Source organism: Hoeflea phototrophica DFL-43 (assembly GCF_000154705.2).
GTDB classification, from domain to species: Bacteria; Pseudomonadota; Alphaproteobacteria; order Rhizobiales; family Rhizobiaceae; genus Hoeflea; species Hoeflea phototrophica.
Genome location: NZ_CM002917.1, coordinates 280988 through 307264 on the forward strand (window position 1 = coordinate 280988; position 26277 = coordinate 307264).

Annotated in this window: 25 protein-coding genes; 24 read left to right on the top strand and 1 reads right to left on the bottom strand. The window is 60.9% G+C overall.

Going from position 1 to position 26277, the window contains the following annotated elements; translation table 11 throughout:
* Positions 1–59: 59 nt before the first annotated feature.
* The 22 genes from trpS to HPDFL43_RS01410 all read left to right on the top strand — a co-directional run bounded on the left by trpS (position 60) and on the right by HPDFL43_RS01410 (position 21795).
* Positions 60–1124 (top strand): tryptophan--tRNA ligase, encoded by a 1065-nt coding sequence (gene trpS / locus HPDFL43_RS01305; protein ID WP_007199747.1) that lies wholly within the window; start codon positions 60–62, stop codon positions 1122–1124.
* A gap of 54 nt (positions 1125–1178) precedes the next feature.
* On the top strand, positions 1179–1670 hold the full coding sequence (locus HPDFL43_RS01310) for a universal stress protein (protein ID WP_007199748.1): 492 nt from the start codon (positions 1179–1181) through the stop codon (positions 1668–1670).
* A gap of 122 nt (positions 1671–1792) precedes the next feature.
* On the top strand, positions 1793–2356 hold the full coding sequence (locus HPDFL43_RS01315) for a NifU family protein (RefSeq protein WP_007199749.1): 564 nt from the start codon (positions 1793–1795) through the stop codon (positions 2354–2356).
* 148 nt (positions 2357–2504) lie between these two features.
* The gene (gene tsaB, locus HPDFL43_RS01320) at positions 2505–3185 is read left to right on the top strand and encodes a tRNA (adenosine(37)-N6)-threonylcarbamoyltransferase complex dimerization subunit type 1 TsaB (RefSeq protein WP_007199750.1); all 681 of its coding nucleotides are present in this window, start codon (positions 2505–2507) and stop codon (positions 3183–3185) included.
* 5 nt (positions 3186–3190) lie between these two features.
* Positions 3191–3679, top strand: a complete 489-nt coding sequence (locus HPDFL43_RS01325) for a GNAT family N-acetyltransferase (protein ID WP_007199751.1) — start codon at positions 3191–3193, stop codon at positions 3677–3679.
* A gap of 89 nt (positions 3680–3768) precedes the next feature.
* Positions 3769–4212 (top strand): Fur family transcriptional regulator, encoded by a 444-nt coding sequence (locus HPDFL43_RS01330; protein WP_007199752.1) that lies wholly within the window; start codon positions 3769–3771, stop codon positions 4210–4212.
* Between the two features lie 45 nt (positions 4213–4257).
* Entirely contained in the window at positions 4258–5055 is a 798-nt protein-coding gene (gene olsA / locus HPDFL43_RS01335) for a lyso-ornithine lipid O-acyltransferase (protein ID WP_007199753.1), read from the top strand.
* 43 nt (positions 5056–5098) lie between these two features.
* The gene (miaB, locus tag HPDFL43_RS01340; protein WP_007199754.1) at positions 5099–6541 is read left to right on the top strand and encodes a tRNA (N6-isopentenyl adenosine(37)-C2)-methylthiotransferase MiaB; all 1443 of its coding nucleotides are present in this window, start codon (positions 5099–5101) and stop codon (positions 6539–6541) included.
* Positions 6531–7577, top strand: coding sequence for a PhoH family protein (locus tag HPDFL43_RS01345; protein WP_007199755.1), 1047 nt, complete (start codon positions 6531–6533; stop codon positions 7575–7577). Before miaB ends, HPDFL43_RS01345 begins: the two co-directional genes overlap by 11 nt.
* Positions 7574–8089: an rRNA maturation RNase YbeY gene (ybeY, locus tag HPDFL43_RS01350; RefSeq protein ID WP_007199756.1), complete on the top strand. Its 516-nt coding sequence runs from the start codon at positions 7574–7576 to the stop codon at positions 8087–8089. The genes HPDFL43_RS01345 and ybeY overlap by 4 nt, the downstream gene beginning before the upstream one ends.
* Before the next feature lie 13 nt (positions 8090–8102).
* Positions 8103–9263 carry a hemolysin family protein gene (locus HPDFL43_RS01355; protein ID WP_007199757.1) on the top strand — a complete coding sequence of 387 codons (1161 nt, stop codon included), beginning with the start codon at positions 8103–8105 and terminating at the stop codon, positions 9261–9263.
* A 242-nt stretch (positions 9264–9505) separates the two neighbouring features.
* Positions 9506–11089 carry an apolipoprotein N-acyltransferase gene (gene lnt, locus HPDFL43_RS01360; protein ID WP_040448890.1) on the top strand — a complete coding sequence of 528 codons (1584 nt, stop codon included), beginning with the start codon at positions 9506–9508 and terminating at the stop codon, positions 11087–11089.
* Between the two features lie 162 nt (positions 11090–11251).
* Positions 11252–11671: a helix-turn-helix domain-containing protein gene (locus tag HPDFL43_RS01365; protein ID WP_007199759.1), complete on the top strand. Its 420-nt coding sequence runs from the start codon at positions 11252–11254 to the stop codon at positions 11669–11671.
* A gap of 251 nt (positions 11672–11922) precedes the next feature.
* Positions 11923–13164: a methionine adenosyltransferase gene (gene metK / locus HPDFL43_RS01370; protein WP_007199760.1), complete on the top strand. Its 1242-nt coding sequence runs from the start codon at positions 11923–11925 to the stop codon at positions 13162–13164.
* Between the two features lie 25 nt (positions 13165–13189).
* On the top strand, positions 13190–13894 hold the full coding sequence (trmB, locus tag HPDFL43_RS01375) for a tRNA (guanosine(46)-N7)-methyltransferase TrmB (protein WP_007199761.1): 705 nt from the start codon (positions 13190–13192) through the stop codon (positions 13892–13894).
* A gap of 220 nt (positions 13895–14114) precedes the next feature.
* Positions 14115–14732 carry a ribosome maturation factor RimP gene (gene rimP / locus HPDFL43_RS01380; protein WP_007199762.1) on the top strand — a complete coding sequence of 206 codons (618 nt, stop codon included), beginning with the start codon at positions 14115–14117 and terminating at the stop codon, positions 14730–14732.
* Between the two features lie 106 nt (positions 14733–14838).
* Positions 14839–16479 carry a transcription termination factor NusA gene (nusA, locus tag HPDFL43_RS01385; protein WP_052093248.1) on the top strand — a complete coding sequence of 547 codons (1641 nt, stop codon included), beginning with the start codon at positions 14839–14841 and terminating at the stop codon, positions 16477–16479.
* Positions 16480–16501: 22 nt separating this feature from the next.
* Positions 16502–17134 carry an RNA-binding protein gene (locus HPDFL43_RS01390; protein WP_007199764.1) on the top strand — a complete coding sequence of 211 codons (633 nt, stop codon included), beginning with the start codon at positions 16502–16504 and terminating at the stop codon, positions 17132–17134.
* Positions 17135–17228: 94 nt separating this feature from the next.
* Complete coding sequence (infB, locus tag HPDFL43_RS01395) at positions 17229–19841, top strand: translation initiation factor IF-2 (protein WP_007199765.1); 2613 nt, start codon at positions 17229–17231, stop codon at positions 19839–19841.
* Between the two features lie 90 nt (positions 19842–19931).
* Complete coding sequence (gene rbfA, locus HPDFL43_RS01400; protein ID WP_007199766.1) at positions 19932–20378, top strand: 30S ribosome-binding factor RbfA; 447 nt, start codon at positions 19932–19934, stop codon at positions 20376–20378.
* Position 20379: 1 nt separating this feature from the next.
* Positions 20380–21315 carry a tRNA pseudouridine(55) synthase TruB gene (gene truB, locus HPDFL43_RS01405; protein ID WP_007199767.1) on the top strand — a complete coding sequence of 312 codons (936 nt, stop codon included), beginning with the start codon at positions 20380–20382 and terminating at the stop codon, positions 21313–21315.
* Positions 21316–21438: 123 nt separating this feature from the next.
* On the top strand, positions 21439–21795 hold the full coding sequence (locus HPDFL43_RS01410) for a hypothetical protein (protein ID WP_156970152.1): 357 nt from the start codon (positions 21439–21441) through the stop codon (positions 21793–21795).
* An 11-nt stretch (positions 21796–21806) separates the two neighbouring features.
* Here HPDFL43_RS01410 and HPDFL43_RS01415 read toward each other — a convergent pair whose 3' ends face one another.
* Positions 21807–22931: a serine hydrolase gene (locus HPDFL43_RS01415; RefSeq protein ID WP_040449491.1), complete on the bottom strand. Its 1125-nt coding sequence runs from the start codon at positions 22929–22931 to the stop codon at positions 21807–21809.
* 348 nt (positions 22932–23279) lie between these two features.
* Between HPDFL43_RS01415 and rpsO the strand changes: the two genes are divergently transcribed.
* Together rpsO and pnp are read left to right on the top strand one after the other, a co-directional pair.
* A complete protein-coding gene (rpsO, locus tag HPDFL43_RS01420; RefSeq protein WP_007199770.1) occupies positions 23280–23549 on the top strand; it encodes a 30S ribosomal protein S15 in 270 nt (89 codons plus the stop codon).
* A 335-nt stretch (positions 23550–23884) separates the two neighbouring features.
* Positions 23885–26005: a polyribonucleotide nucleotidyltransferase gene (pnp, locus tag HPDFL43_RS01425; protein ID WP_007199771.1), complete on the top strand. Its 2121-nt coding sequence runs from the start codon at positions 23885–23887 to the stop codon at positions 26003–26005.
* Positions 26006–26277: the final 272 nt, after the last annotated feature.

Genomic DNA, 26277 nt, shown 5'->3' on the forward strand with positions numbered 1-26277 from the left:
AACCCCGCCCGATTTCAACGAGGCATTCGGGCCCTCCACCAGCCCGCCAGGAGCGCATCATGACCGCCACATTCAAGCCCCAGGTTTTCTCCGGGGTCCAGCCGACCGGCAATCTGCATCTGGGCAACTACCTGGGCGCAATCCGCAAATTCGTGGCGCTTCAGAACGAGCACGACTGCATCTTCTGCGTGGTCGATCTGCACTCGATCACCGCGCAGCTTGTGCATGAGGATCTCAAGGCCCAGACCCGCTCCATAGCAGCCGCGTTCATTGCCTCGGGCATCGATCCGGTCAAACATATCGTGTTCAACCAGTCCGCGGTCTCCGGCCATGCCGAGCTTGCCTGGATCTTCAACTGCGTCGCCCGCATCGGCTGGATGAACCGGATGACCCAGTTCAAGGACAAGGCGGGCAAGGATCGTGAGAATGCCTCGCTCGGGCTTCTGGCCTACCCCAGCCTGATGGCTGCCGACATTCTGCTCTACCGCGCCACCCACGTGCCGGTCGGAGACGACCAGAAGCAGCATCTCGAACTGACCCGTGACATCGCGCAGAAATTCAACATCGATTTCTCCGACCGCATCAAGGCGGCCGGTCTCGGCGTGGACATGATGGTCGGCGAAGAGAAAGTGACAGGCTTTTTCCCGATGACCGAGCCGTTGATTGACGGCCCGGCGCCGCGGGTGATGAGCCTGCGCGACGGATCACGCAAGATGTCGAAATCCGAACCTTCGGACCTCTCGCGCATCAACATGACCGATGATGCCGATACCATCGTCAAGAAGATTCGCAAGGCAAAGACCGACCCGGCGCCGCTGCCCGAAACGCTTGATGAGCTCAAGGGCCGCCCTGAGGCCGACAATCTGGTCGCTATCTACGCCGCACTGAGCGACCGCACCCGCGAGGATGTGATTGCTGAATATGGCGGTCAGCAATTCTCGGTCTTCAAGCCTGCGCTGGCCGAGCTTGCGGTCACCGTGCTGGCCCCGATCACCGGCGAAATGCAGCGCCTGATGGATGACCCGAGCCATATCGATGCCATCCTCAAGGACGGCTCCGAGCGTGCCAATGTGATTGCCCACAACACCATGCGGGACGTTCGCGAGATCATTGGCTTCCTGTGAGCTTCGCGAAAATCCTCCTTGCCGCAACCCCGGCTGTGATGGCATGGTCCCGCTATGGTATCACGTAGACGCTCCCGCGAGGCCGGTCACCGGCGCAAGTTCCTGGCGGTCATTGACGATACGCCCGAATGCGAACGCGCCATGCGTTATGCAGGCATGCGCGCCCACAATTCCGGTGGCGGACTGGTTCTGGTCTATGTCATCGAGCCCGGTGATTTCCAGCATTGGCTCGGAGTTGAGGAGATCATGCGCGCCGAAGCGATGGAGGAGGCCGAGGCCACCCTTGCCAAGGCCAGCGAGAAGATGCGGCAGCTGATCGGCATCGATCCCGAGGTGGTCATTCGCCAGGGAAATACCACCGAAGAGATCCATGCCGCGATCGAGGAAGATCAGGACATTGCCATTCTGGTGCTTGCCGCCGGGTCGGCCAAGGACGGCCCGGGGCCCCTGGTTGCCTCGATCGCCGGGCGCGGCGCGGCCTTCCCGATACCTGTTACTGTCATCCCCGATGCGCTCTCTGACGACGAGATCGATGCATTGAGCTAGAATAATCTGCTCGTTTGCAGAGATTTGAAGCAAGTTCTGCCCTTGATCGATCCGGCGCGTGCGCCTATCTTGTTTTGAAGAATTCTAAACTGGCAGGGCCTAGGCCTTGCAGGAGACCTGATATGTTCATTCAGACCGAATCCACGCCCAACCCGGCGACCCTGAAGTTCCTGCCCGGCAAGGTCGTGATGCAAAGCGGCACTGCCGATTTCCGCGACGCCGAGGAGGCTGGCGCGACATCGCAGCTGGCCGGCAAATTGTTCGGCATCCCCGGCGTCATCGGGGTGTTCTACGGCTATGATTTCATCACCATCACCAAGGACGATGCGGATTGGCAGCATCTCAAGCCGGCAATTCTGGGCACCATCATGGAGCATTTCATGTCCGGTGCGCCGGTCATGTCCGGTCCTGTCGGTGAGGTCCCCGAGGGTGAAGAGGAGTTCTTCGAATCTGGTGATGAGACCATTGTTGCCACGATCAAGGAGCTGCTTGAAAGCCGGGTGCGCCCCGCTGTTGCACAGGATGGCGGCGACATCACTTTCCGCGGCTTCCGCGATGGCAAGGTGTTTCTGCACATGAAGGGTGCCTGCGCCGGCTGCCCTTCCTCGACCGCGACCCTCAAGCACGGCATTCAGAACCTGCTTCGCCACTTCGTTCCCGAAGTCCGGGAAGTCGAAGCAGTCTGAGGTCTTCCCGGCGTCCTTTGGGATGCTGTCTTGGAGGGAGCGTGCCAATCAATCCGGTTTGGCTGCTTTGCCCGGGCGGGTTGCTGCGCTAAAACTCTGACGTCGCAATTTCACGCTGATGGCGTGCCGGATCGGGCGGACTGCTAACGTGCTCACACTCGCAATCGATTGTTCGGCCATTCATTGCGCTGTCGCTGTCCACGCAAGTGACGGCGACCGCATTCTTGGGGAGCAATGCCCTGCGATAGGGCGCGGCCACGCCGAGCAACTGCCCGGGATCCTGCAATCCGTGCTTGATGCCGCGGGTGTCGAACTCTCTGCCATTGAGCGTATTGGTGTCACCGTTGGTCCTGGCTCCTTTGCCGGTATTCGTGTTGGTGTCGCCTTTGCCCGCGGTCTGGCGTTGACGCTCGGGATCCCTTGCGTTGGTGTTGGGTCGCTTGAAGCCATGGCCATTCCCGCAGCTTTGACATCTGCCCGACCGGTGATGGCGGTGCTTGACGCCCGCCGTGACCGGGTCTGGACCCTTGTTGCTGCCGCGGATTCAAGCATTCTCGAGCCCGGTTGCGAATTGACACCCGAAGCAGCGGCGCGCTTGGCTGCTGATGTCGGCTGCGACATCGTCGGCAGCGGTGGCCCTTTGCTGGCGGCCATCGACCCAGGCCTCGCTGACCGGCACATCGGAAATCGGATTGCCCCGGACATCGCCGAGGTGGCGAGGCTCGCGGCCAGGCTCGATCCGGCAGACAATCCTCCCGAGCCGCGCTATCTGCGCGAGGCCGATGCCAAGCCGCAGACAGGCTTCGCGCTGCCCCATGCAACGGTCTAGTCGTCATGTTCGGCCTGTTCTCGCGCTCGCCCGAATGCCTCATCCTCGAAGTCGAGATGAAGGATGCCGCAACGCTGTCGCACATTCACGGCGAGGCCTTCGCACGCGCCTGGGGTGACGGCGAATTTGAGAGCCTGACCTCACAAGCGTCCGTGTTCGGCTATCTGGCCTGTCCCGAAGGCCGCGCCCGCGACCGGGCTGGAGGTTTTGTGCTGTGCCGCGAGGCCGCAGGGGAGGCGGAAATCCTCTCCATCGGAATTCTGAACGCGCACCGGCGCGCGGGCCTTGGCTGGCGATTGATGCGCAGCGCCCTCCAGGAGGCCGTACGCCGGGGTGCCGAAGAGATGTTTCTCGAGGTTGATGAAACCAATCTCGCGGCGATCCAGCTCTACAACCGGCTGGGGTTCGTCAAGGTTGGGGAGCGCCGCGCCTATTACAAGCAGGACAATGCTGAAAGCACCACGGCGCTTGTCATGCGCCGCGATCTTCGCTAGTCCCGCTTGGAGTGTATCTCGGCCCGGCGGTGACCATGCGATCGGGCAGAGGGTGACGACCCTCACCACCGGAACGGGCGGGGCAGACGATGGATGAACTAAAACCGCTGGACGAACAAAAGCCCCTGGAAGACCGCTGCGCCGAACGGGGCATGCGGATGACCGAACAGCGCCGCGTCATCGCGCGTGTGCTCGATGGGGCAGACGATCATCCCGATGTCGAGGAATTGCACCGCCGGGCGGTCGAAGTTGATCCGCGGATTTCCATGTCCACGGTTTACCGTACGGTCAAGCTGTTCGAGGATATCGGCATCATCGAACGCCATGATTTCCGCGATGGCCGCTCGCGCTACGAGACTGTGCCTGAAGAGCATCATGACCATCTCATCGATCTGCGGACCGGGCAGGTGATTGAATTTCACTCTCCAGAAATCGAGGCGCTGCAGGAACGGATCGCGCGTGAGCACGGGTTCCGCCTGGTCGACCACCGGCTCGAGCTTTATGGCGTTCCGCTCAAGGGTGACAAGCGTTGAGGGCCCTGCCTTGGCCATTGTAGACCTTCGGGGCGACGTCCCGGCATGATCGCTACCCTGCGCATTGTTGTTGTCGCTGCGGCTTTTCTGATTGTTACCCTGAGCCTGCTGCCCGTGCAGCTTGCCGCGCTGGCGGCCGGTCATTCGCTGATGCGCAGATTGCCGCGCCTGTGGCATCGCATCATGTGCCGGATCATCGGTCTCAAGGTTGTGGTTCACGGCCGGCTTTCAGCCGAACGGCCGCTGCTGATCGTTTCCAACCACATCTCCTGGAAAGACATCATGGTTCTGGGCTCTGTCGCTGATGTTGTCTTCATCGCCAAATTCGAAGTTCGGCAATGGCCGGTATTCGGATGGTTGGCGCGCTTGCAGCGTTCTGTCTTTGTCGATCGCGCCAGGCCACGTGAGGTTGGGGTGCAGACCTCCGAAGTGTCCGAGCGTCTGCTTGCCGGGGAGGCGGTGGTTCTGTTTGCCGAAGGCACCACGTCGGACGGAAACCGGGTGATGCCGTTCAAGTCCTCGCTGTTCGGTGCGGCCAGCGCTGCTCTGCCGCGCGCGCCGGACAACACCGTTCATATTCAGCCGGTTGCCATCGCCTATACCGGCATTCACGGGCTTCCGATGGGGCGTTACCACCGCCCCGTAGCGTCCTGGCCCGGAGATGTGGCTCTCGTTCCGCACCTTCTGGGTGTGCTCAGGGAAGGCGCGCTCGAAGTCGACGTGGTGTTTGGTGAGACCATTGCCTTTGATGCGGCGGCGGACCGCAAGAAGACGGCCCGCCATGTTGAAGCCCAGATCCGATCGGCGGTTGCTGCCGCGCTGCGCGGAACGCTTCCTGACTGAATGGCCATTTTCAAGTCACAGCTTTACGGTTAAAAGCCCTCCCATGACACAAGCGACACCCACATCACTGACAAGGGCCGGCCAGCCTGCCGACGCCGGTACGGCAACAAAGAAGGTCTTCGTCAAGACCTATGGCTGCCAGATGAATGTCTATGACAGCGAGCGCATGGGCGACGCGCTGAGCCGCGACGGCTACCAGCCTGTCGATTCCGTCGAGGCCGCGGATCTGGTTCTGATCAACACCTGCCACATCCGTGAGAAAGCGGCCGAAAAAGTCTACTCTCAGCTCGGACGCCTGGCCCAACTCAAGAAAAGGCGCAACTCGGAAGGTGGCGACCTGATGGTCGCGGTCGCCGGTTGTGTGGCCCAGGCCGAAGGCGAGGAAATGATCCGCCGTGCCCCGGTCGTCGATGTGGTCATCGGGCCGCAGACCTATCACCGCCTGCCAGGTGCCCTTGCCAAGGCGCGCAATGGTGAGCGGGTGGTGGAGACCGAATTCCCGACCGAGGACAAGTTCGACCGTCTGCCCGATGCCAGCGCTGGCACAATCCGGACCCGCGGCGTCACGGCGTTTCTCACCGTTCAGGAAGGCTGCGACAAGTTCTGCACCTTCTGTGTTGTGCCCTATACAAGAGGTGCGGAGGTATCCCGCCCGGTTGAGCGCATCATGTCCGAAGCCGAACGCCTGGCAGCAGCCGGGGTTCGCGAAGTCACGCTTCTGGGTCAGAACGTCAATGCCTGGCATGGTCAGGGCAGCGACGGACGCGAGTGGGGCTTGGGCGAGCTGGTGCACCGTCTGGCAGCCATCGAAGGTATCGATCGCATTCGCTACACCACCAGCCATCCACGCGACATGGACGATGCACTGATCAATGCCCATCGCGATCTGCCCGAACTGATGCCCTATCTGCATCTGCCGGTGCAATCGGGGTCGGACCGCATCCTCAAGGCCATGAATCGCCGCCACACCGCCGCCGAATACATCCGGCTGGTAGAGCGCATTCGCATGGCGCGTCCGGATATCGCCCTGTCAGGTGATTTCATCGTCGGTTTCCCGGGCGAGACCGACGAGGATTTCGAGGACACAATGCGCCTCATCCGCGAGGTCAACTACGCCGCCGCATTCTCGTTCAAATACTCGATCCGCCCCGGTACCCCGGGCGCCGGCATGGACGGTCAGGTGGATGAGGCGGTCAAGTCCGAACGGCTGACGCGGCTTCAGGCGCTGATCAATGAGCAGACCCGCGATTTCGGCCGTCAATGCGTTGGCAAGACCGCAGATTTGCTTTTGGAGAAGCCCGGGCGCAACACTGACCAGCTTGTTGGCCGTTCTCCCTGGCTCCAGCCGGTAATTGTTGATGCAAAGGCCGGCAAAATCGGTGACATTGTCAACATGCGAATCATGCAAACGGGTTCGAACGGGCTCTACGCCGAGCCAGTCGAAACTCAGAGCGGCAACCAAGGAGCGATATCGTTTGACAGCTGAGCACCTGTCCCAGACAGACGCGGGGGCGCCCACATCGGGTGCGTCCGACGCGACCCACGTCGCGCTCACCTTCGAGAACAACCGGCTTGCCAGCGAACTTTTCGGGCAATTCGACCAGAACCTCGCCCTGATTGAACAAAAACTCAAAGTCGATGCCCGTTCACGCGGCAACACCGTGAGCCTGCGCGGCGAGGAAATTGCCACAAATCAGGCCCGGCGCGCGCTTGACCATCTCTATGACCGGTTGCTCAAGGGGTCCACCGTCGAGGCCTCGGACGTGGAAGGCGCCATCCGCATGGCGCTGGCCGCCGATGACCAGCTGGTGCTGCCGACACTCGAGCGCAAGGGCAAACTGGCCCTGGCGCAGATCTCGACCCGCAAAAAGACCGTAATGGCCCGCACGCCCACTCAGGACGCCTATATGCGGGCGATGGAGCGCGCCGAGCTTGTGTTCGGTGTCGGCCCGGCGGGAACCGGCAAGACCTATCTGGCGGTCGCCTACGCGGCGCAACTTCTAGAGCGTGGCTCGGTCGAGCGGATCATCCTGTCGCGCCCGGCGGTGGAGGCGGGTGAGAGGCTTGGCTTTCTGCCCGGCGACATGAAAGAGAAGGTCGATCCCTATCTCAGGCCGCTTTACGATGCGCTGTACGACATGATGCCCGGCGACAAGGTCGAACGCGCGATCACCGCCGGCGTCATCGAAATTGCGCCGCTGGCTTTCATGCGTGGCCGTACGCTTGCAAATGCGGCTGTGATTCTCGATGAGGCCCAGAACACCACGCAGATGCAGATGAAGATGTTTCTCACCCGGCTGGGCGAGAATTCCCGGATGATCATCACCGGTGACCCGAGTCAGGTCGACCTGCCGCGTGGCGTTACCTCCGGCCTGGTCGAGGCACTGTCGATTCTCGACGGCGTGGATGGCGTGGTCACCTGCCGCTTCCGAGAAGTCGATGTGGTGCGCCATCCTCTGGTTCAGCGAATTGTCGAGGCCTATGGCCGGAAGGAGCATCCGAAGGCCGATTCCACGTCATGATCCCCGAACCACTGTTCAGCCTGGCGCTTGCGCTTGAGGCCGGGGAATGGGGCGATGAGGCGAGGATCGAGGCACTCGCGCAAACGGCGCTTGAAGCCGCGGCTGCGGATCTGACGCGCAACGAGGCGCAACCGTTTCCTTCAGAGCCGCCGGAAGTCTCGCTGGTGCTTGCCGATGATGCGATGATGACCGGCATCAATTCCGAATGGCGAGCGCAGGCCAAGCCGACCAACGTGCTCTCGTTTCCGGCCTTTCCGCTCACGCCCGGAGCCATGCCCGGGCCAATGCTCGGTGACATCATCCTGGCACGCGAAACCATCGAACGCGAAGCCGGTGATCTCGGCAAACCCGTTGACGAGCACATCACGCACCTCGTCGTGCACGGATTTCTTCATCTTTTCGGCTATGATCACATCCAAAATGAAGATGCGGAAAAAATGGAAGCGATAGAGACTCGCATTTTGACTTCGCTTAACCTATCTGATCCCTACGGCGATATAGAGCCGGTTTGAAACCGAAGAGACGATGACCGACAGCAATGCCATGGCCGCGGCGCCAGCAAAATCCGGCGACGCGAACAGCGCCACGAGCGCTTCATCTACCGAAGACACGGACAGTTACCTTCCCGTGCCCGTACCGGCAGCGCCAGACGAGCGCAACGGTACGGGCCTTTGGCAACGGCTCAGCCGTGCCCTGTTCCCTCCTTCCGATCGCGAAACCATCCGCGAGGACCTGACCGACGCGCTCAAATCGGGCGGCGAGCTGCACGAGGCGTTTTCCGCTGACGAGCGCGCTATGCTGCACAACATCCTGCGTCTGCGCGAAGTCCGGGTCGAGGATGTCATGGTTCCACGTGCCGAGATCGAAGCTGTTGATCAGGCAACAACGCTTGGGCATCTGCTTGAGATTTTTGAGGAATCCGGGCGGTCGCGTATGCCGGTCTATGCCGACAATCTCGATGATCCGCGTGGCATGATCCACATCCGCGATCTGCTGGCCTGGATTACCAAGCAAGCCCGCGCCAAGCGCAGGCCCTCCGCCAAGGGCGCCAGCGCCGCAGCGCTAAAGCGCACGTCGCTCAATGCGCTCGAATTGTCCCGCGTTGATTTGTCCAAGACCCTTCAGGAGTCTGGCATCACCCGCAAGGTGCTGTTTGTTCCCGCCTCCATGCTTGCCAATGATCTGATGCAGCGCATGCAGGCAAACCGGACCCAGATGGCCTTGGTCATTGACGAATATGGCGGAACCGATGGTCTGGTGTCATTGGAAGACATCGTCGAAATGGTGGTCGGTGACATCGCCGACGAACATGATGACGAGGAAGAAACGCTGATCAGCAAGACCGGTGACGACATCTGGGTCGTGGACGCAAAGGCGGAACTCGACGATATCGCCAAGGAGATCGGTCCGGATTTTGATGTGCGAGAGCAGAGCGAAGACGTGGACACTATCGGCGGGCTGATTTTCTCGGAACTGGGGCGCGTTCCGGCCCGCGGCGAGGTGGTTCAGGCGTTACCCGGTTTTGAATTCCATGTCACTGATGCCGATCCGCGCAGGGTCAAGCGCGTTCGCATCGTTCGCAAGCGGCTTGGTGCCCGCCGCAGGCCGGCACGCAGTGAAACCCCGTCCAAGAAAGCCGCGCCCGTCAAGAAAGTCGTGGAACCTGACGACGCCAGCGCGGCCTGAAATCATCTCGCAGAACCCGGTTTGCAACCCATGCAGCATCTGTTCCACCGGATGGTGCGATGAAACACTGTCTGATCCGCATTCCTTGGGTATGCGGCACGCGGGTTGTCCTATCTCGACATGGAAAAAAGCGGCTCCATGCACCGGACATATGGCGGGTTTTTTGAAACTATGAGCATCTGATTCGCAATCGGTCGCGGCAGTCTGCGGACCGGGAATGAAGTCGCGCGGGGTGGCAGGATTTGGAACGGATTGCGGAAAACATAGTGTTGTGCTGGGGCGGTAAGCGCATCCTGCTGTCGATGTTCGCCGGCGCTCTTGCTGTGCTGGCCTTGCCGCCCTTCAATTTCTTTGCTGTTCTGTTTGTCTCTTTTCCCATTCTGGTCTGGTTGCTCGATGGTGCCATCGGCCCGGCTGAGGCAGGTCCGGTGGGTCGGCTGCGCCCGGCCTTCCTGACCGGCTGGTGGTTTGGTTTTGGCTATTTTGTTGCGGGCCTGTGGTGGTTGGGCAACGCCCTTCTTATCGAAGCGGACAGCTTTGCCTGGGCGCTGCCGATTGCCGTGCTCGGGTTGCCTGCCGTGCTTGCAGTGTTTTACGGCGTGGCTGCCGCGGCTGCGAGGCTGCTTTGGTCCGATGGCCTCGGCCGCATCGCGGCCCTTTCAGCCGCGTTCGGGCTTGCCGAATTTGCGCGCGCTTTCGTGCTCACCGGTTTTCCATGGAATGCCATCGGTTATGCCGCAATGCCGACGCCGTTAATGATGCAGAGTTCCGAAATCGTCGGAATTTACGGCATGTCGGCGCTCGCAGTGTTTGTTTTTTCTGCGCCCGCGCTGATCGGCACAAGGCGTGGCGCGGTGCCAGGCATTCTGATCGCGCTGGTTCTTTTTTGCACACATGCTGGCTATGGTTTGGTTGTGTTGTCCCAAAATGGCACAACCAGACCTATTCATGACGGGGCAGTGATCCGCATCGTCCAGCCTGCCATAGATCAGTCTGCCAAATGGGACATCGCCGAGCGCGAACGTATTTTCTCCAACCTGTTGCAGCTCAGTGCCTTGCCCCAAAAAGAAGGCGCCCCGCGGCCCACCCACATCATCTGGCCAGAAACGGCATTGCCGTTTCTGCTGACTGAAAACCCCGGTGCACTCTCACGCATGGCCGACATGCTGCAGGTCGGGCAAACGCTGATCACAGGCGCAGTGCGGCAGGAAGATGGAGTTGGAGGGACTACACGCCGTTTCTACAATTCGATGTACGCCATCGACGATGAAGGCCAGATCATAGGCTCGGCTGACAAGGCACACCTTGTTCCTTTTGGCGAGTATCTCCCGTTCGAAGCGCTCCTGCGGCGTTTTGGCCTGACTCCGGTGGCAGAGAGTTTCGGCGGTTTTTCCGGCGCTGAAAGGCGTGGTTTGCTGTCTTTGCCTGGCGGTCTCAATGCCATTCCGTTGATCTGCTATGAAGCCATCTTCCCGCGTCTGGCCGAGATCGATGGTGAACCTGGCGCACTGCTCCTCAATCTCACCAATGATGCGTGGTACGGATTTACACCAGGTCCCTATCAGCATTTGCGTCAGGCCCAGCTTCGCGCAGTAGAAACGCGTCTTCCTCTGGTTCGCGCAGCCAATAACGGCATATCAGTGGTGACTGATTCATTCGGCCGGATTGTAGGAAGCTTGCCGCTTGGCGATGCTGGTGTGTTCGATGTTGAGCTTCCAGCGGCAGGTGTTTCATTATGGCACAATGGCAGCCGTCTAATTACATTTGGATTGATTATCGGCATAATGGTATTACTGACCTTGGTTGCGCGCAGGGGTAAATCGTAACGCTTCGATTGACGAAAAACCCTAAAATTGCGTAGTTGTTTTCGTCAACTCACTCCCCGTTGCAGGATCACCCTATGTCGATCTGGCGAATTTGTATTCCAGGCTGCAGTCGATGCGGGGCAAATCAACCAAAGAGTCAGGGACTCTTGTCAGGACGAAAATATGATTGAGAACAAGAAAAAGCCGAATCCGATCGACATTCATGTCGGCAGCCGGATCCGGCTTCGCCGCACAATGCTGGGTATGAGCCAGGAAAAACTCGGCGAGGCATTGGGCATTACGTTTCAGCAGATTCAGAAATATGAAAAAGGCACCAACCGCGTTGGCGCCAGCCGGTTGCAGAACATCTCCACCATTCTCAATGTTCCGGTCAGCTTCTTTTTTGAAGATGCCCCGGGCGATCCGGCGACTGGCCAGCCAGGCATGGCTGAAGCCAACAGCTCCAACTACGTGGTGGACTTCCTGTCCTCATCCGAAGGTTTGCAGCTCAACCGTGCCTTCATCAAAATCCCCGACCCGAAGGTCCGGCGCAGACTTGTCGATCTCGTCAAGTCACTGGCCTCCGACCCCGAAACCGACTGATTGCAAGGATGAGTGCGGCATCCGGCCGCCGAGCCTGATGCATGTCGCACCCAAATGCGTTCATTTGGGTGATGTTCTACATGCATTGCTTCAAAACGAGGCAGCGACGTTTGTGTATCCAATTGGACGCGCGGCGTTGTTGAGCCAGCTCGGCGGCCAATCACATCAAGATATATTTATGTCATTGTGACCTTGTCAGTTGAGCGCGTTGGCACTAAACAGGCTGCACAATTCTGATGATGGAGCCCGCCATGGAGCGATCGACCTTTCTTTTCACCAGTGAATCAGTGTCCGAAGGCCATCCTGACAAGGTGTGCGACCGGATTTCCGACGAAATCGTCGATCTGGTCTACCGCGAGGCCAAGAAGGCTGGTGTTGACCCATGGAGCGTTCGCGTAGCCTGCGAAACGCTTGCAACCACCAACAGGGTGGTGATTGCCGGCGAAGTCCGTGTGCCGCCGTCGCTTGTCAAGAAGGACAAGGCCGGCAAGGACGTGATCAATCCGTCCAAGTTCAAGTCCGCCGCGCGCAAGGCGATCAAGGCGATCGGCTATGAGCAGGACGGGTTTCACTGGAAAACCGCCAAGATTGATGTGCTCCTGCACTTCCAGTCAGCACACATCGCCCAAGGTGTCGACAATGCCGCAGACCACCAGGGATCCGAAGGCGCAGGCGACCAGGGCATCATGTTCGGCTATGCCTGCAACGAGACGCCTGAACTGATGCCGGCCCCGATTTACTACAGCCACAAGATTCTCGAACTGCTCGCCGCTGCCCGCCACAAGGGTGAAGGCGATGCCGGCAAGCTTGGTCCGGATGCCAAGAGCCAGGTTACGGTTCGCTATGTCGATGGCAAACCCTCGGAAGTCACCTCGATCGTGCTGTCCACACAGCATCTCGATGGCAGCTGGGATTCGGCGAAGGTCCGCAAGGTGGTCGAGCCCTATATCCGCGAAGCGCTTGAAGGCTTGTCCATCGCCGATGACTGCAAGTGGTACATCAATCCCACCGGCAAGTTCGAGATCGGTGGTCCGGACGGCGATGCCGGCCTGACCGGCCGCAAGATCATCGTCGATACCTACGGCGGTGCTGCGCCCCATGGCGGCGGCGCGTTCTCGGGCAAGGATACCACCAAGGTTGACCGCTCTGCTGCCTACGCGGCGCGCTACCTGGCCAAGAATGCGGTCGCCGCAGGCTTTGCCGACCGCTGCACGATCCAGCTCTCCTACGCCATCGGCGTGGCGCAGCCGCTGTCGATCAATGTCAATTTCCATGATACCGGGAAAGTATCCGAGACAGCGCTCGAGGAAGCCCTTCCAAAGGTGATGGATCTGACGCCGCGCGGCATCCGGACCCATCTCGACCTGAACAAGCCAATCTATGCGCGCACCGCAGCCTATGGTCACTTCGGCCGCAAGGCCGGCCGTGATGGCTCGTTCTCCTGGGAGAAGCTTGATCTGGTCAAGCCTCTCAAGGCTGCGATCAAGGGCTGAGGCAGAAAATCCGCAGGCTTCTGTCATGACCGAGCCGACCAGGCGCAGCCGCGCCACAGAGGCATTCTACGGCCGGCGCAGAGGCAAGTCGCTCAAGAGCGCTCAGGCCGACGCGTTGACCCGCCGGTTGCCGGAGCTCAAACTTGACCTCTCCTTGCCGGCGCCCCGGGACATCAAAAGCCTCTGGCCAGGCCGTGTTGAAGAGGTGCGGCTTGAAATTGGCTTCGGTGGCGGTGAGCATCTGCTGCACCGGGCGGCTTCAAATCCGCAGACCGGTTTCATCGGTGTCGAGCCCTTCGTCAACTCGATGGCCAAGATGCTGACTTCGCTGGATGCGGATGGTCTGACCAACATCCGCGTCTACGACGACGATGCCACGCAGGTTCTCGACTGGCTGCCCGATGCAGTTCTTGACCGGATTGATCTTCTCTATCCCGATCCCTGGCCCAAGATGAAGCACTGGAAGCGCCGGTTCGTTTCAACGGTCAATCTTGATCGCTTCGCCCGTGTTCTCAAACCTGGTGGGCGGTTCTGCTTTGCGTCCGACATCGACACCTATGTGAACTGGACGCTGACCCATATCGCCGCCCATCCGGAGTTCGAATGGACCGCAAAGACAGCCAGGGACTGGCGTGAGCCCTGGTCCGGGTGGCCCGGTACCCGCTACGAGGCCAAGGCAATCCGCGAAGGCCGCACGCCAGCCTATCTCGAATTTGTCAGGTTGAGTTGATCTGACCACTGCTGTGCGTATTCTTCGAATGCGAAATCACATGCACTGATTGATCGGGCCAGGGGATCCGAAACACCTTGCCCCCGGAGCCAAATCACGTTATATGATTGCCAAATTCTTGATCGTCATGAACAAGAGTGGGCCCGCCAGGACCCGCTCTTTTTTGTTGCCGTTCGATAAGCCGAGACAGACTCGAGACATCAAACCGGGACACCGTCCGATGACTGACAACGCCGCATCAGCCTATGAGCCGAGACTGGTCACCGAGACCGGTGTTGACGCGCGCATTGCGGAAATTGTTGAGCCGGTGCTGGCTTCCATCGATATGCGGCTGGTGCGGGTGCGGCTGTCGGGTCAGAACGGCCTGACATTGCAGATCATGGCCGAGCGGACCGATGGAACCATGACGGTCGAGGATTGCGAGGCGGCATCGCGCGCGCTCTCGCCCGTGCTCGACGTCGAGGATCCGGTGGAAAAGGCCTATCATCTGGAAATCTCCTCTCCCGGCATTGACCGGCCGTTGGTGCGCAAGTCCGACTTCGAGCGCTGGCAAGGTCACCTGGCTCGCTGCGATGCCTCGGTGCTGATCAACGGGCGCAAGCGCTTCCGCGGATTCATCCGCGACGTCAGTGACACAGGCTTCATCGTCGAGCGCGATCAGCCGGTCTATGGCGAGGAAAACAGGGCCGAGATCCCGTTTTCGGCGCTGGCCGAGGCCAAGCTGGTGCTGACCGACGAGCTCATCCGCGAATCGCTGCGCGCCGACAAGGCTGCCCGTGATGCCGCCAATGACGACGATACCGGCAAAGATCCTTCGCAGGACGAAGATCTCGCCTGAACATATACCCCGTGCGCCCTGAGCAGCGTGCGCATTCAATCAGGTCCGGTATCCGGACCCAAACCAAAGCGGGCCAGCCAACATGGCCCGATAGATGGAGACAGACATGGCAGTCAGTGCAAACAGGCTTGAGCTTCTTCAGATCGCCGACGCGGTTGCGCGCGAGAAGTCCATTGACCGCGAGATCGTGATCGCAGCAATGGCCGATGCCATCCAGAAAGCCGCCCGGTCGCGTTACGGATCGGAATCCAACATCCGTGCCGACATCAACGCAAAGACAGGTGAAATCAAGCTTCAGCGTCTGCTCGAAGTGGTCGAACACGCTGAAGACTATTCGACCCAGATCCCGCTGATGCTGGCCCGCGACCGCAACCCCGATGCCCAGCTTGGTGACTTCATCGCCGACCCGCTGCCGCCGATGGACTTTGGCCGTATCGCCGCCCAGTCCGCAAAGCAGGTGATCGTGCAGAAGGTTCGCGAAGCCGAGCGTGACCGTCAGTTTGATGAGTTCAAGGACCGCATCGGCGAAGTCGTCAATGGCACCGTCAAGCGTGTCGAATATGGCAACGTCATTGTCGATCTCGGCCGTGGCGAAGGCATCGTCCGGCGCGACGAGACCATTCCGCGCGAAGCTTTCCGCTATGGCGACCGGATCCGTGCCTATGTCTACGATGTGCGGCGTGAGCAGCGCGGTCCGCAGATCTTCCTGTCGCGCACCCATCCGCAGTTCATGGTCAAGCTGTTCACCATGGAAGTTCCGGAAATCTACGATGGCATCATCGAGATCCGCTCCGTGGCCCGCGATCCCGGCAGCCGTGCCAAGATCGCCGTGATCTCCAACGATTCCTCGATCGATCCGGTCGGCGCCTGCGTAGGCATGCGCGGCAGCCGCGTCCAGGCGGTGGTCGGCGAGCTGCAGGGCGAGAAGATCGACATCATTCCCTGGTCGCCGTCGCCCGCGACCTTCATCGTCAACGCATTGCAGCCGGCTGAAGTGGCCAAGGTGGTGCTGGATGAGGATGCCGAGCGCATCGAGGTTGTGGTGCCCGACGAACAGCTGTCGCTGGCCATCGGCCGCCGCGGTCAGAATGTCCGCCTTGCTTCACAGCTCACCGGCTGGGACATCGACATCCTGACCGAGGAAGAAGAAAGCCAGCGCCGCCAGAAGGAATTCAACGAGCGCACGCAGCTGTTCATGGAAGCGCTCGATGTCGACGAGATGGTCGGTCAGGTTCTTGCCTCCGAAGGCTTCAGCCAGGTCGAGGAAGTCGCCTATGTGGATCTGGGTGAAATCACCGCGATCGAGGGTTTTGACGACGAGACTGCCGAAGAGCTGCAGACCCGTGCGCGCGAATATCTCGACAAGGTCGAGGCGGAGCTCGACGCAAAGCGCAAGGAACTCGGTGTCGAGGACGAATTACGCTCCATCGCCGGCATGACCACCGCAATGATGGTTGCGCTGGGCGGCGACGAGATCAAGACGGTCGAGGATTTCGCCGGTTGCGCCGTTGATGATCTGACCGGCTGGTCCGAACGCAAGGACGGCGAAACCAAGCGCTTTGATGGTCTCTTCACCGGAATGGACATCACCCGCGCCGAAGCTGAATCGATGATCCTCTCGGCCCGTCTGGCCGTGGGCTGGATCACCGAGGATGAACTTCAGGCCGAAGAGGCCGATTCCGAGGATGAGGCCGAAGCCGAGGGCGAAGCGGAAACTGAGGTAGCGTCCGGCGGCGAGGGCGCCTGAAGCGGCGTCTGCGCCCGGGGGTGTGTCGGTGAAGGTCAGGATCGAGCCCGTGAACGACCGTATGTGCATCGTCACCCGTGAGCGCGGCCAGCCAGACGGCCTGTTGCGTTTCGTGGCCGGCCCGGACGGACAGCTGATCCCCGATCTGCGTCTGAACCTGCCCGGACGTGGCTGCTGGGTAACGGCCGAGCGCGAAAAGGTCGAGCTTGCGGTCAAGCGCAAGCTTTTCGGCCGGGCTCTGAAAACCGAGGTGATTGTCGACCCCGATCTGGGGGCGGCAGTTGAGGGGCTGCTTTGCGCGAGCCTTTTGGGTATGATGAACATGGCGCGCAAATCGGGCCAGTTCATCTCCGGCTCGGGCAAGGTCGAAGAGGCGGTCAGGTCCGGTGCAGCGATCGCGCTCATGCATGCGAGCGATGCGGCCGAAGACGGCATACGCAAGTTGCGCCAGGCCAATACGGCGCGGGCGAAGGGTGACAGACAGGCTCAAATTCCTGTCTTCAGGCTGTTTTCAGCCGAGGAATTATCGCTTGCCATGGGCGAAGGCGGGTTTATCCATGCCGCTGCGCTTGCAGGGCAGGCAGGAGAAGGTGTAGTGAAGCGCGCAATGATACTTGCGCGCTACAGATATGGGCCTGACAAAGGCGTGGACTGAAGACGGGCTACCGGGCACGACCGCCCGGGTGCGATCGATCAAGAAGCCATTGTGCGGATTTGTGCAGTGCGGCTTCCGCGGAAACGGATACGGAATGAGCGACAGCAAAGACGACAAGACAATCAGTGTTACCGGCAAGAAGACCTTCTCGCTGAAGCGCCCCTCTGTGGAACAGGGGATGGTGCGCCAGGAGATGGGCCGTGGCCGGACCAAGGCGGTGGTGGTGGAAACGCGCAAGCGCCGCATCAACCGTCCTGAGGACGAGAAGCCGGCACAGCCGGTTACGCTTAAGCCGCGCGCGGCACCTGCCCCTGAAAAGGCCGTTGAAAAGCCCGCCGCTCCGGCCCCTGCGCCCAAACCGGCGCCTGCCGCTCCGGCCCGTGGCGGCGTCGTGCTCAATGAATTGTCCGCCAGCGAAGTCGAGGCTCGCCGCCGCGCTTTGCAGGACAGCCGCGTGCGCGATGTTGAAGACCGCAAGCGCGCCGAAGAAGAAGCTGCTCGCCGCGCCGAAGAAGAGGCTCGCCGTGCTGTCGAAGAAGCTGAGCAAGCCAAGGCCCGCGCCGAGCAAGAGGCCCGTCTGGCCAAGGAAGCCGAAGAGCGCAAGCAGGCCGAGGAAGAAGCTGCTCAGAATGCACCAGTGGAAGCTGTTGTGCCGCCTCCCCCTCCTCCGGCGGAAGATGCCGCCGCGCGTGGCCGCCGCCGGGAACCCGGTGACGCTGCACCGGCACGATCCGGCGCGCCTGCACGCCCCGGCGCAAAGGTAACGCGGCCGGAAACCCCCAAGCCCAGCCGCACCAAGGGCGAAGACGATCGCCGCCGCGGCAAGCTGACGCTGACTGCCGCGCTCAACGATGACGGCAATTCCCGTGGCCGCTCGCTCTCCGCGATGCGCCGCCGCCAGGAAAAGATGCGCCGCTCGATGATGCAGGAGACCCGCGAGAAGATTGCCCGCGAGGTTACGCTGCCGGAAACCATCACCATTCAGGAACTTTCACAGCGCATGGCCGAACGCTCGGTCGATGTGATCAAGTACCTGATGAAGGAAGGTCAGATGATGAAGCCTGGCGACGTCATCGACGCCGATCTTGCTGAACTCATCGCCGGCGAATTCGGCCATACGGTCAAGCGCGTGTCGGAATCAGACGTCGAGCTGGGGATCTTTGGAGCCGACAAGGGCGACGAGGGCGAACTCAAGCCGCGGCCTCCTGTGGTCACCATCATGGGCCACGTTGACCACGGCAAGACTTCGCTGCTCGATGCGATCCGCAACGCCAATGTGGTTTCGGGCGAAGCCGGTGGCATCACCCAGCACATCGGTGCCTACCAGGTCGAAAAGAACGGCCAGCTGATCACCTTCATCGATACGCCGGGCCACGCCGCCTTTACCGCGATGCGTGCCCGTGGCGCCCAGGCGACCGACATTGCCATCCTGGTTGTGGCCGCCGATGACGCCGTGATGCCGCAGACGATTGAATCGATCAATCACGCCAAGGCGGCGGAAGTGCCGATCATCGTGGCGATCAACAAGATCGACAAGCCGACCGCTGATGCCCAGAAGGTCCGCACCGATCTTCTGCAGCACGAAGTCTTCGTCGAATCCATGGGCGGTGAAGTGCTTGATGTCGAGGTTTCGGCGCTCAAGCAGCTCAATCTCGACAAGCTGCTCGACGCGATCCTGCTTCAGGCCGAATTGCTCGACCTGAAGGCCAATCCTGACCGCACCGCCGAAGGCGTGGTCATCGAGGCCAAGCTTGATCGCGGTCGCGGCTCGGTCGCCACCGTTCTGGTTCAGGCCGGTACACTCACGCCCGGCGAGATCCTCGTCGCAGGTGATCAGTGGGGCCGTGTGCGCGCTCTGGTCAATGACCGTGGCGAACAGGTCAAATCCGCAGGTCCGGCCTTTCCGGTGGAAATCCTTGGTCTTCAGGGCACGCCGCAGGCCGGTGACCGCTTTGCAGTGGTCGAGAATGAAGGCCGTGCCCGTGAGATTGCCGAGTACCGCCAGCGTCTGGCCCGTGACAAGGCAGCCGCCCGCCAGAGCGGCTCGCGCGGTTCGCTCGAGCAAATGATGACCCAGCTGCAGGATACCGGCAGCCAGGAATTCCCGCTGCTGGTCAAGGGCGATGTGCAGGGTTCGATCGAAGCCATCGCTGGCGCCATCGAGAAGCTGGGGACCGACGAAGTCCGTGCCCGGATCATCCACTCTGGCGCCGGTGCGATCACCGAATCCGATATCAGCCTCGCCGAAGCTTCTGGCGCTGCGATCATCGGCTTCAACGTCCGCGCCAACAAGCAGGCACGCGATGCAGCCGAGCGCGACGGTGTCGAGATCCGCTACTACAACATCATCTACGATCTGGTCGATGATGTGAAAGCGGCGATGTCGGGCATGCTCTCGCCGGAACGTCGCGAGACCTTCCTGGGCAACGCCGAAATCCTCGAGGTCTTCAACATCACCAAGGTCGGCAAGGTTGCCGGTTGCCGGGTCACCGAAGGCAAGGTCGAGCGTGGCGCAGGCGTCCGCCTGATCCGCGACAGCGTTGTCATTCACGAAGGCAAGCTCAAGACCCTCAAGCGCTTCAAGGATGAAGTGGCTGAGGTGAATGGCGGCCAGGAATGCGGCATGGCCTTCGAAAACTACGAAGACATCCGCGCCGGCGACGTCATCGAGTGCTTCCGCGTCGAGCACGTTACCCGCACGCTTTGACCGGAAAAACAGCCTGGCGTGTAAAGCGCCGGGCGTTTGTCCGTTGTCTCCTGTCCGGACGTTTGCGTCCGCAAATCAGGTTGGGAACCCATGAGCAAGCCAACGACATCGGCCCCCTCCCAGCGCATGCTGCGTGTCGGGGAACAGGTTCGCGCTGCGATCACCCAGGTGCTTCAGCGCGGTGATATCCGCGATCCGATTCTCTCCAACACCCTGATTTCGGTGACGGAAGTGCGGATGTCCCCGGATCTGCAGGTCGCGACAGCTTATGTCACGCCGCTGGGCGTTGAGGACCACGCTGCAACCATTGCGGCGCTGAACAAGAACGCCCGCTTCATCCGGGGCCGGATCTCGCCGGATCTGCGCCAGATGCGCAACATCCCCGAGCTTCGTTTCCGCGACGACACCAGCTTCGAGAATTATTCAAAGATTGATGCGCTTTTGCGCTCGCCCGAAGTCGCCCGTGATCTCGATCACGATGAGGACGCGGACGGCACGACGGAAAACCCAGATTCCCAAGGCGAAGGGAAAAGCTGAGATGGGCCGCCGCGGCAAGAAGAAGGGCCGTCCGATTTCGGGCTGGCTGGTCCTCGGCAAGCCCTGGGATTTCGGTTCCACCGAGGCTGTCTCCAAGATCAAATGGCTGTTCAAGGCCGACAAGGCCGGTCATGCAGGAACGTTGGATCCGCTTGCGTCCGGAATGCTGCCCATCGCATTGGGCGAGGCCACCAAGACGGTGCCCTATGTCATGGATGGGCGGAAGATCTATGAATTCACCGTCGCCTGGGGCGAACAACGCACCACCGATGATCTCGAAGGCGAGGTCACCGAGAGCTCCGATCAGCGCCCCGGCCGCGCTGCAATCGAGGCCTTGCTGCCCAATTACACCGGCGTGATCGAGCAGGTCCCGCCGGCCTTCTCCGCCGTCAAGATCGCCGGCGAACGTGCCTATGACATGGCGCGCAGCGGCGAGGTTGTGGAAATCCCCTCGCGCGAGGTCGAGATCCACCGGATCACCCTGCTCAGCTGTCCCGATCCTGACCACGCGATCTTTGAGGTCGAATGCGGCAAGGGCACCTATGTGCGGGCTCTGGCGCGTGATTTCGGCCGTGATCTGGGTTGTTTCGGTCACATCTCGGCGCTGCGCCGGACCATGGTCGTCCCCTTCAGCGAAGACCAGATGGTCCCGCTCGCCGATCTCACAGCACTTGAAGAGATCGAGGACGATGCGGAGCGGCTGGCGGCCCTCGATGCTTTCCTGGTGCCTGCAGGAGAAGCGCTCGCCGGCTTGCCGCGCATCGACATCTCGGGCGATCAGGCGCACCGGCTCCGCATGGGCAATCCGATCATCCTGCGCGGCCGCGACGCACCGGTTGCCACCGATGACGCCTGCGCCTTCAATGCCGGTGTGCTGGTGGCGATCGGGGAAGTGGCAGGCGGCGAGTTCCGCCCACGCCGGGTGTTCAAGGCGTAAACCTTGCCGCTGTTCGCGCCTTGCGTCCCGCCACCCGCCGTAGCAGAGTGAGCCCATGACATGTGCGATGACCATGACATGGACCGGAGACGGGCGTGCGTAAGGGTACCGGGGGATTATGCCGTGAAAAGACTGTCCAGATCAGCCATGGCAGCGCTGTTTGCGCTTGCTGCGGCCGCAATCATGAGCCCTGTTTCGGCAAGCGCCCAGACACCCGGCTATGACGGCAATGGCTGCGGCTGGTACATCATTCTAGGGTGCTCGGCCAGCCGCGCGGACGCGCAGCAAACGCTCCGGCAACTCGGCGGGCCGATGGTCGGCGGCGGCGCCGGTTCGCGGGTGCTCAACACCTCCGATGTCGATGGTTTCCGCAACGGTTTCTACTGCGTGGCCGATGGCCCCTACGTTTCCGAAGCCGATGCTGCATCGGTGGCCTGGATCGAGGCCGTGCCCGACGCCTACGTCAAGCGCGGCTGTTGAGGCGGCGGCAATCACGGTAGTGGTTCGCTAAGCTGGCTGGCCAATCGGGCAAACAGGCTTGAGACTGCGGTCTCATCTATCGGCGTCTCGGCATTGACTGAGACTGAAATGCACGATGTGTCGCCATCGGCATGGCGAAGGGCCGCCGTCAGGTTGAGCACACCTGGTTCGCTGCCGCCTTTGTAAGCGACCCGGTTCCAATTTGCGGTCCGAACCGGCCCGGGATTGAGTGTAAAGATGTCGAGGTGAGCCACTTCGATGGCGAGCTCGCACAGTTGCTCCACAGGAACGTACCATTCGACGCCCTGGTGGTGTGGGCCCGTTACGTCTTCAACTTCGGGAAGCTTGCGCCACTCGAGGTCTTCCAACAAGATCAGCCGCTCCTGGCTATTGCCAGCAGCGTAGCGTGCGGCTAGCTCTGGATCGGCCTTGAGATGAAAAAAGGCCCGAGTGGTCAAAAGCGTGTTCAGGCCCAGTCTTTCGGCGATTCGGTCGCGGCCCAGAAGGCGAATCAGCATGTCTGTGGCTGTATTGTCGCTTTCAGCAATCATCGCTGCGGCCAGTGTGTGCAGTGTGAATGGCGCCCCGGAAGGGAAGTCCTGAAGCCTGCCCGAGGGCAGCGAGCGGTCCCGCTCTTCAAGCCGCATCACATCGTCCCATGACCGGCGACCTGCGTTGAGATCGTCCATCAGGACTGCCAGTACGCCGAGTTTGAATGCGGAGCCAACAGCAAGCCGACGTTCAGCGGACAATGCGAAGTCCGGGACATTTTCCCGGCGAACCAGGTAGGACACCTCTCCGGGAGTTGCAGCGATAGCCGCGAGCGTTTCCTCAAAAGATGCGGTCTTTGGCTCCGCCGGCTTGATCAGCAAGCCGACAATCAGTCCGTCTTGGTCCAGTTTGATCTCAACGGGGATTGAATGGGTCTCGGTTTCTACAAGATACCGTTCCGAGTCCTGTCGCACTGAAAGCATCTCACCATATCTGTCCTCGACATCCCGGATTATGCTTTGAAGCCGCTTGGTGGGGACGGCCATCAGAAACCGTGCGGAAAAGAGTGTTTCTTCAAGGGTGGGCGCACCGAAAACCTGTTCCAGCCGCTCTATCTCCATCTCTCCGGCATGAGCTTTAGCCATTCCGCCGCATCCCATGCCCCCCGATACCGAGACACAAAGCATAAGCCACAACGTGCCTTTCATGAAGACCTCCTGCTTTGCCGAGAAGTCTGGTTCCAGACTTTAGAGCATGCGGCACTTCAATGTGAAGTCCTGAGACTGGCAACGTCGGGTGGTGCATTGCCGCGGGCGATGCCTTCACCTCAAGGCGTTGCATGATATTTCCCTTTCATTTCGGGTGAATTTGCCCTATAGCCCAGCCGTCGCGCCGGTTTGCCTTTATCGGCGATCCCGTGCGGCATTCGAGGCCCTTGCTGGACGACATCCCGGCAGCGGGCGCCATATCCATCCAATTTGAAAGGATCTACGATGTCGATTACTGCTGAGCGCAAGGCTGCGCTGATCGAAGAATACGCGACCACACCAGGTGATACGGGTTCCCCGGAAGTCCAGGTCGCAATTCTGACCGAACGGATCAACAATCTGACCGGTCACTTCAAGGACAACAAGAAGGACAACCATTCACGCCGCGGGCTGTTGAAGATGGTTTCCACGCGCCGTTCGCTGCTTGACTATGTCAAGGGCAAGAACCACGAGCGCTACGCAACGCTGATCGCCCGTCTGGGCATCCGCCGCTAACAAATCTTCCGGCGGGCAGGGTGCACACCTTTCCCGCCGGTCGGCTATCTACGGCCCGCAGGGTTGCGGGCACAGGCGTCCGGGCGCACGCCGAACCGGTTCATGACCGGCCAAGCGCCTTAACCGTCCGGCGGCCTGAGAGACAGGTCCCCGGCACACTTGATAGCCTGTCATGGGGCAGGATTGCCGGATGCTTTGACCGCCGATGACGGTGCGCAGCAAAGCCACAAAGCCTCCCGCTGTCTTGCCCGTGATGTGCTGAAACAACCGGATTTCGCAATGCGCGCGGCGGCTACAGCCGGCCCGCCTCGAAATCCGCACATGAAGGACAAGTTATGTTCGATACCCATAAGGTCGAAATTGAATGGGGTGGCCGTCCGCTCATCCTGGAAACCGGCAAGGTTGCCCGTCAGGCCGATGGCGCTGTCATCGCCACCTACGGCGAGACTGTGGTGCTGGCCACCGTCGTTTCGGCCAAGTCGCCCAAGCCCGGTCAGGACTTTTTCCCGCTGACCGTCAACTACCAGGAAAAGACCTACGCAGCCGGCAAGATCCCCGGTGGCTACTTCAAGCGCGAAGGCCGTCCGAGCGAAAACGAGACGCTGACCTCGCGTCTGATCGACCGTCCGCTGCGCCCGCTGTTCCCCGATGGCTACAAGAACGACACCCAGATCATCATCACCGTGATGCAGCATGATCTGGAAAACAATCCGGACATTCTCGCGCTGGTCGCAGCCTCCGCTGCCCTGACCATCTCCGGCATCCCCTTCATGGGTCCGATCGCCGGTGCGCGCGTCGGCTACATCAACGGCGAATATGTGCTCAACCCGCATGTCGACGAGATGCCTGAATCGGATCTCGACCTGGTCGTCGCCGGCACCAATGACGCCGTTCTGATGGTGGAATCGGAAGCCAAGGAACTGGCTGAAGACGTCATGCTCGGCGCCGTTATGTTCGGCCACAAGAGCTTCCAGCCGGTGATCGATGCAATCATCAAGCTTGCTGAAGCCGCTGCCAAGGAGCCGCGCGACTTCTCCGCTCCCGATCACTCGGACCTCGAAGCCGAAATGCTCTCCATGTGCGAAGCCGATCTGCGCAAGGCCTATGAGAACACCGACAAGGCAGCCCGTTATGCCGCCATCGATGAGGTCAAGGCCAAGGTCAAGGAACACTTCGCGCCTGCTGAAGGCGAAGAGCCCCGCTTCACTTCCGAAGTCATCGGCGCGGTCTTCAAGTCGCTCCAGGCCAAGGTCGTGCGCGGCGCCATCCTCGAGACCAAGAGCCGCATCGACGGACGTGATCTCTCGACCGTGCGCCCGATCGTCTCCGAAGTCGGCCTTCTGCCGCGCACTCACGGCTCGGCGCTGTTCACCCGCGGCGAGACCCAGGCCATCGTGGTTGCCACGCTCGGCACCGGCGAGGACGAGCAGTATGTCGACAGCCTGACGGGGACCAAGAAGGCCACCTTCATGCTGCACTACAACTTCCCGCCCTACTCGGTCGGCGAGACCGGCCGCACCGGTTCGCCCGGCCGCCGCGAAATCGGCCACGGCAAGCTCGCATGGCGTGCCATCAACCCGATGATGCCGTCCGCCGAGCAGTTCCCCTACACGCTGCGTGTGGTCTCGGAAATCACCGAATCCAACGGCTCCTCCTCGATGGCCACGGTCTGCGGCACCTCGCTGGCGCTGATGGATGCAGGCGTGCCGCTGGCCAAGCCCGTCGCAGGTATCGCCATGGGCCTGATCAAGGAAGGCGAAGACTTCGCAGTCCTCTCCGACATTCTCGGTGACGAGGATCATTTGGGCGACATGGACTTCAAGGTTGCGGGCACCGCCGACGGCATCACCGCGCTTCAGATGGACATCAAGATCGATGGCATCACCGAAGAAATCATGAAGATTGCGCTGAGCCAGGCTGAAGGCGGCCGTCTGCACATTCTCAAGGAGATGGGCAACGCGCTCACCGAGAGCCGTGGCCAGCTGGGCGAGTTCGCGCCGCGCATCGAAGTCATGAATATCCCGGTCGACAAGATCCGTGACGTCATCGGCACCGGTGGCAAGATCATCCGCGAGATCGTCGAGAAGACCGGCGCCAAGATCAACATCGACGACGACGGCACCATCAAGATTGCCTCGTCCTCGGGCAAGGAAATCGAGGCCGCCAAGAAGTGGATCCACTCGATCGTCGCCGAGCCTGAAGTCGGCGTCATCTATGAAGGCACCGTCGTCAAGGTCGCCGATTTCGGTGCCTTCGTGAACTTCTTCGGCCCCAAGGACGGCCTGGTCCACATTTCGCAGCTCGCTGCCGAACGTGTCGCCAAGACCTCCGACGTCGTCAAGGAAGGCCAGAAGGTCTGGGTCAAGCTGCTCGGCTTCGACGAGCGCGGCAAGGTCCGCCTGTCGATGAAGGTCGTCGACCAGGAAACCGGCAAGGAAGTTACCGGCGACGAATAAGTCCCGCGATTTCAGGGCTTGGGTGGGTGACTGCTCGAGGCTGGCGAATTGAGAGAAGCCCCCGGATCGTGATGGTTCGGGGGCTTTTCATTCAACCAGAGTGGATCTGAAGCCATACTCTCCGCAACGATCATTCTGGCGGGAAAATTTAATCCACAGACAGGTCCCGGAGCCAAGCATCCGAGCCTGCAGGCCACAACCGGTCAGCTTCCGCGCTGACTGTTTTCCGTGCCGCCATATTGAAAAGCCCCGATTCGCGAGAACCGGGGCTC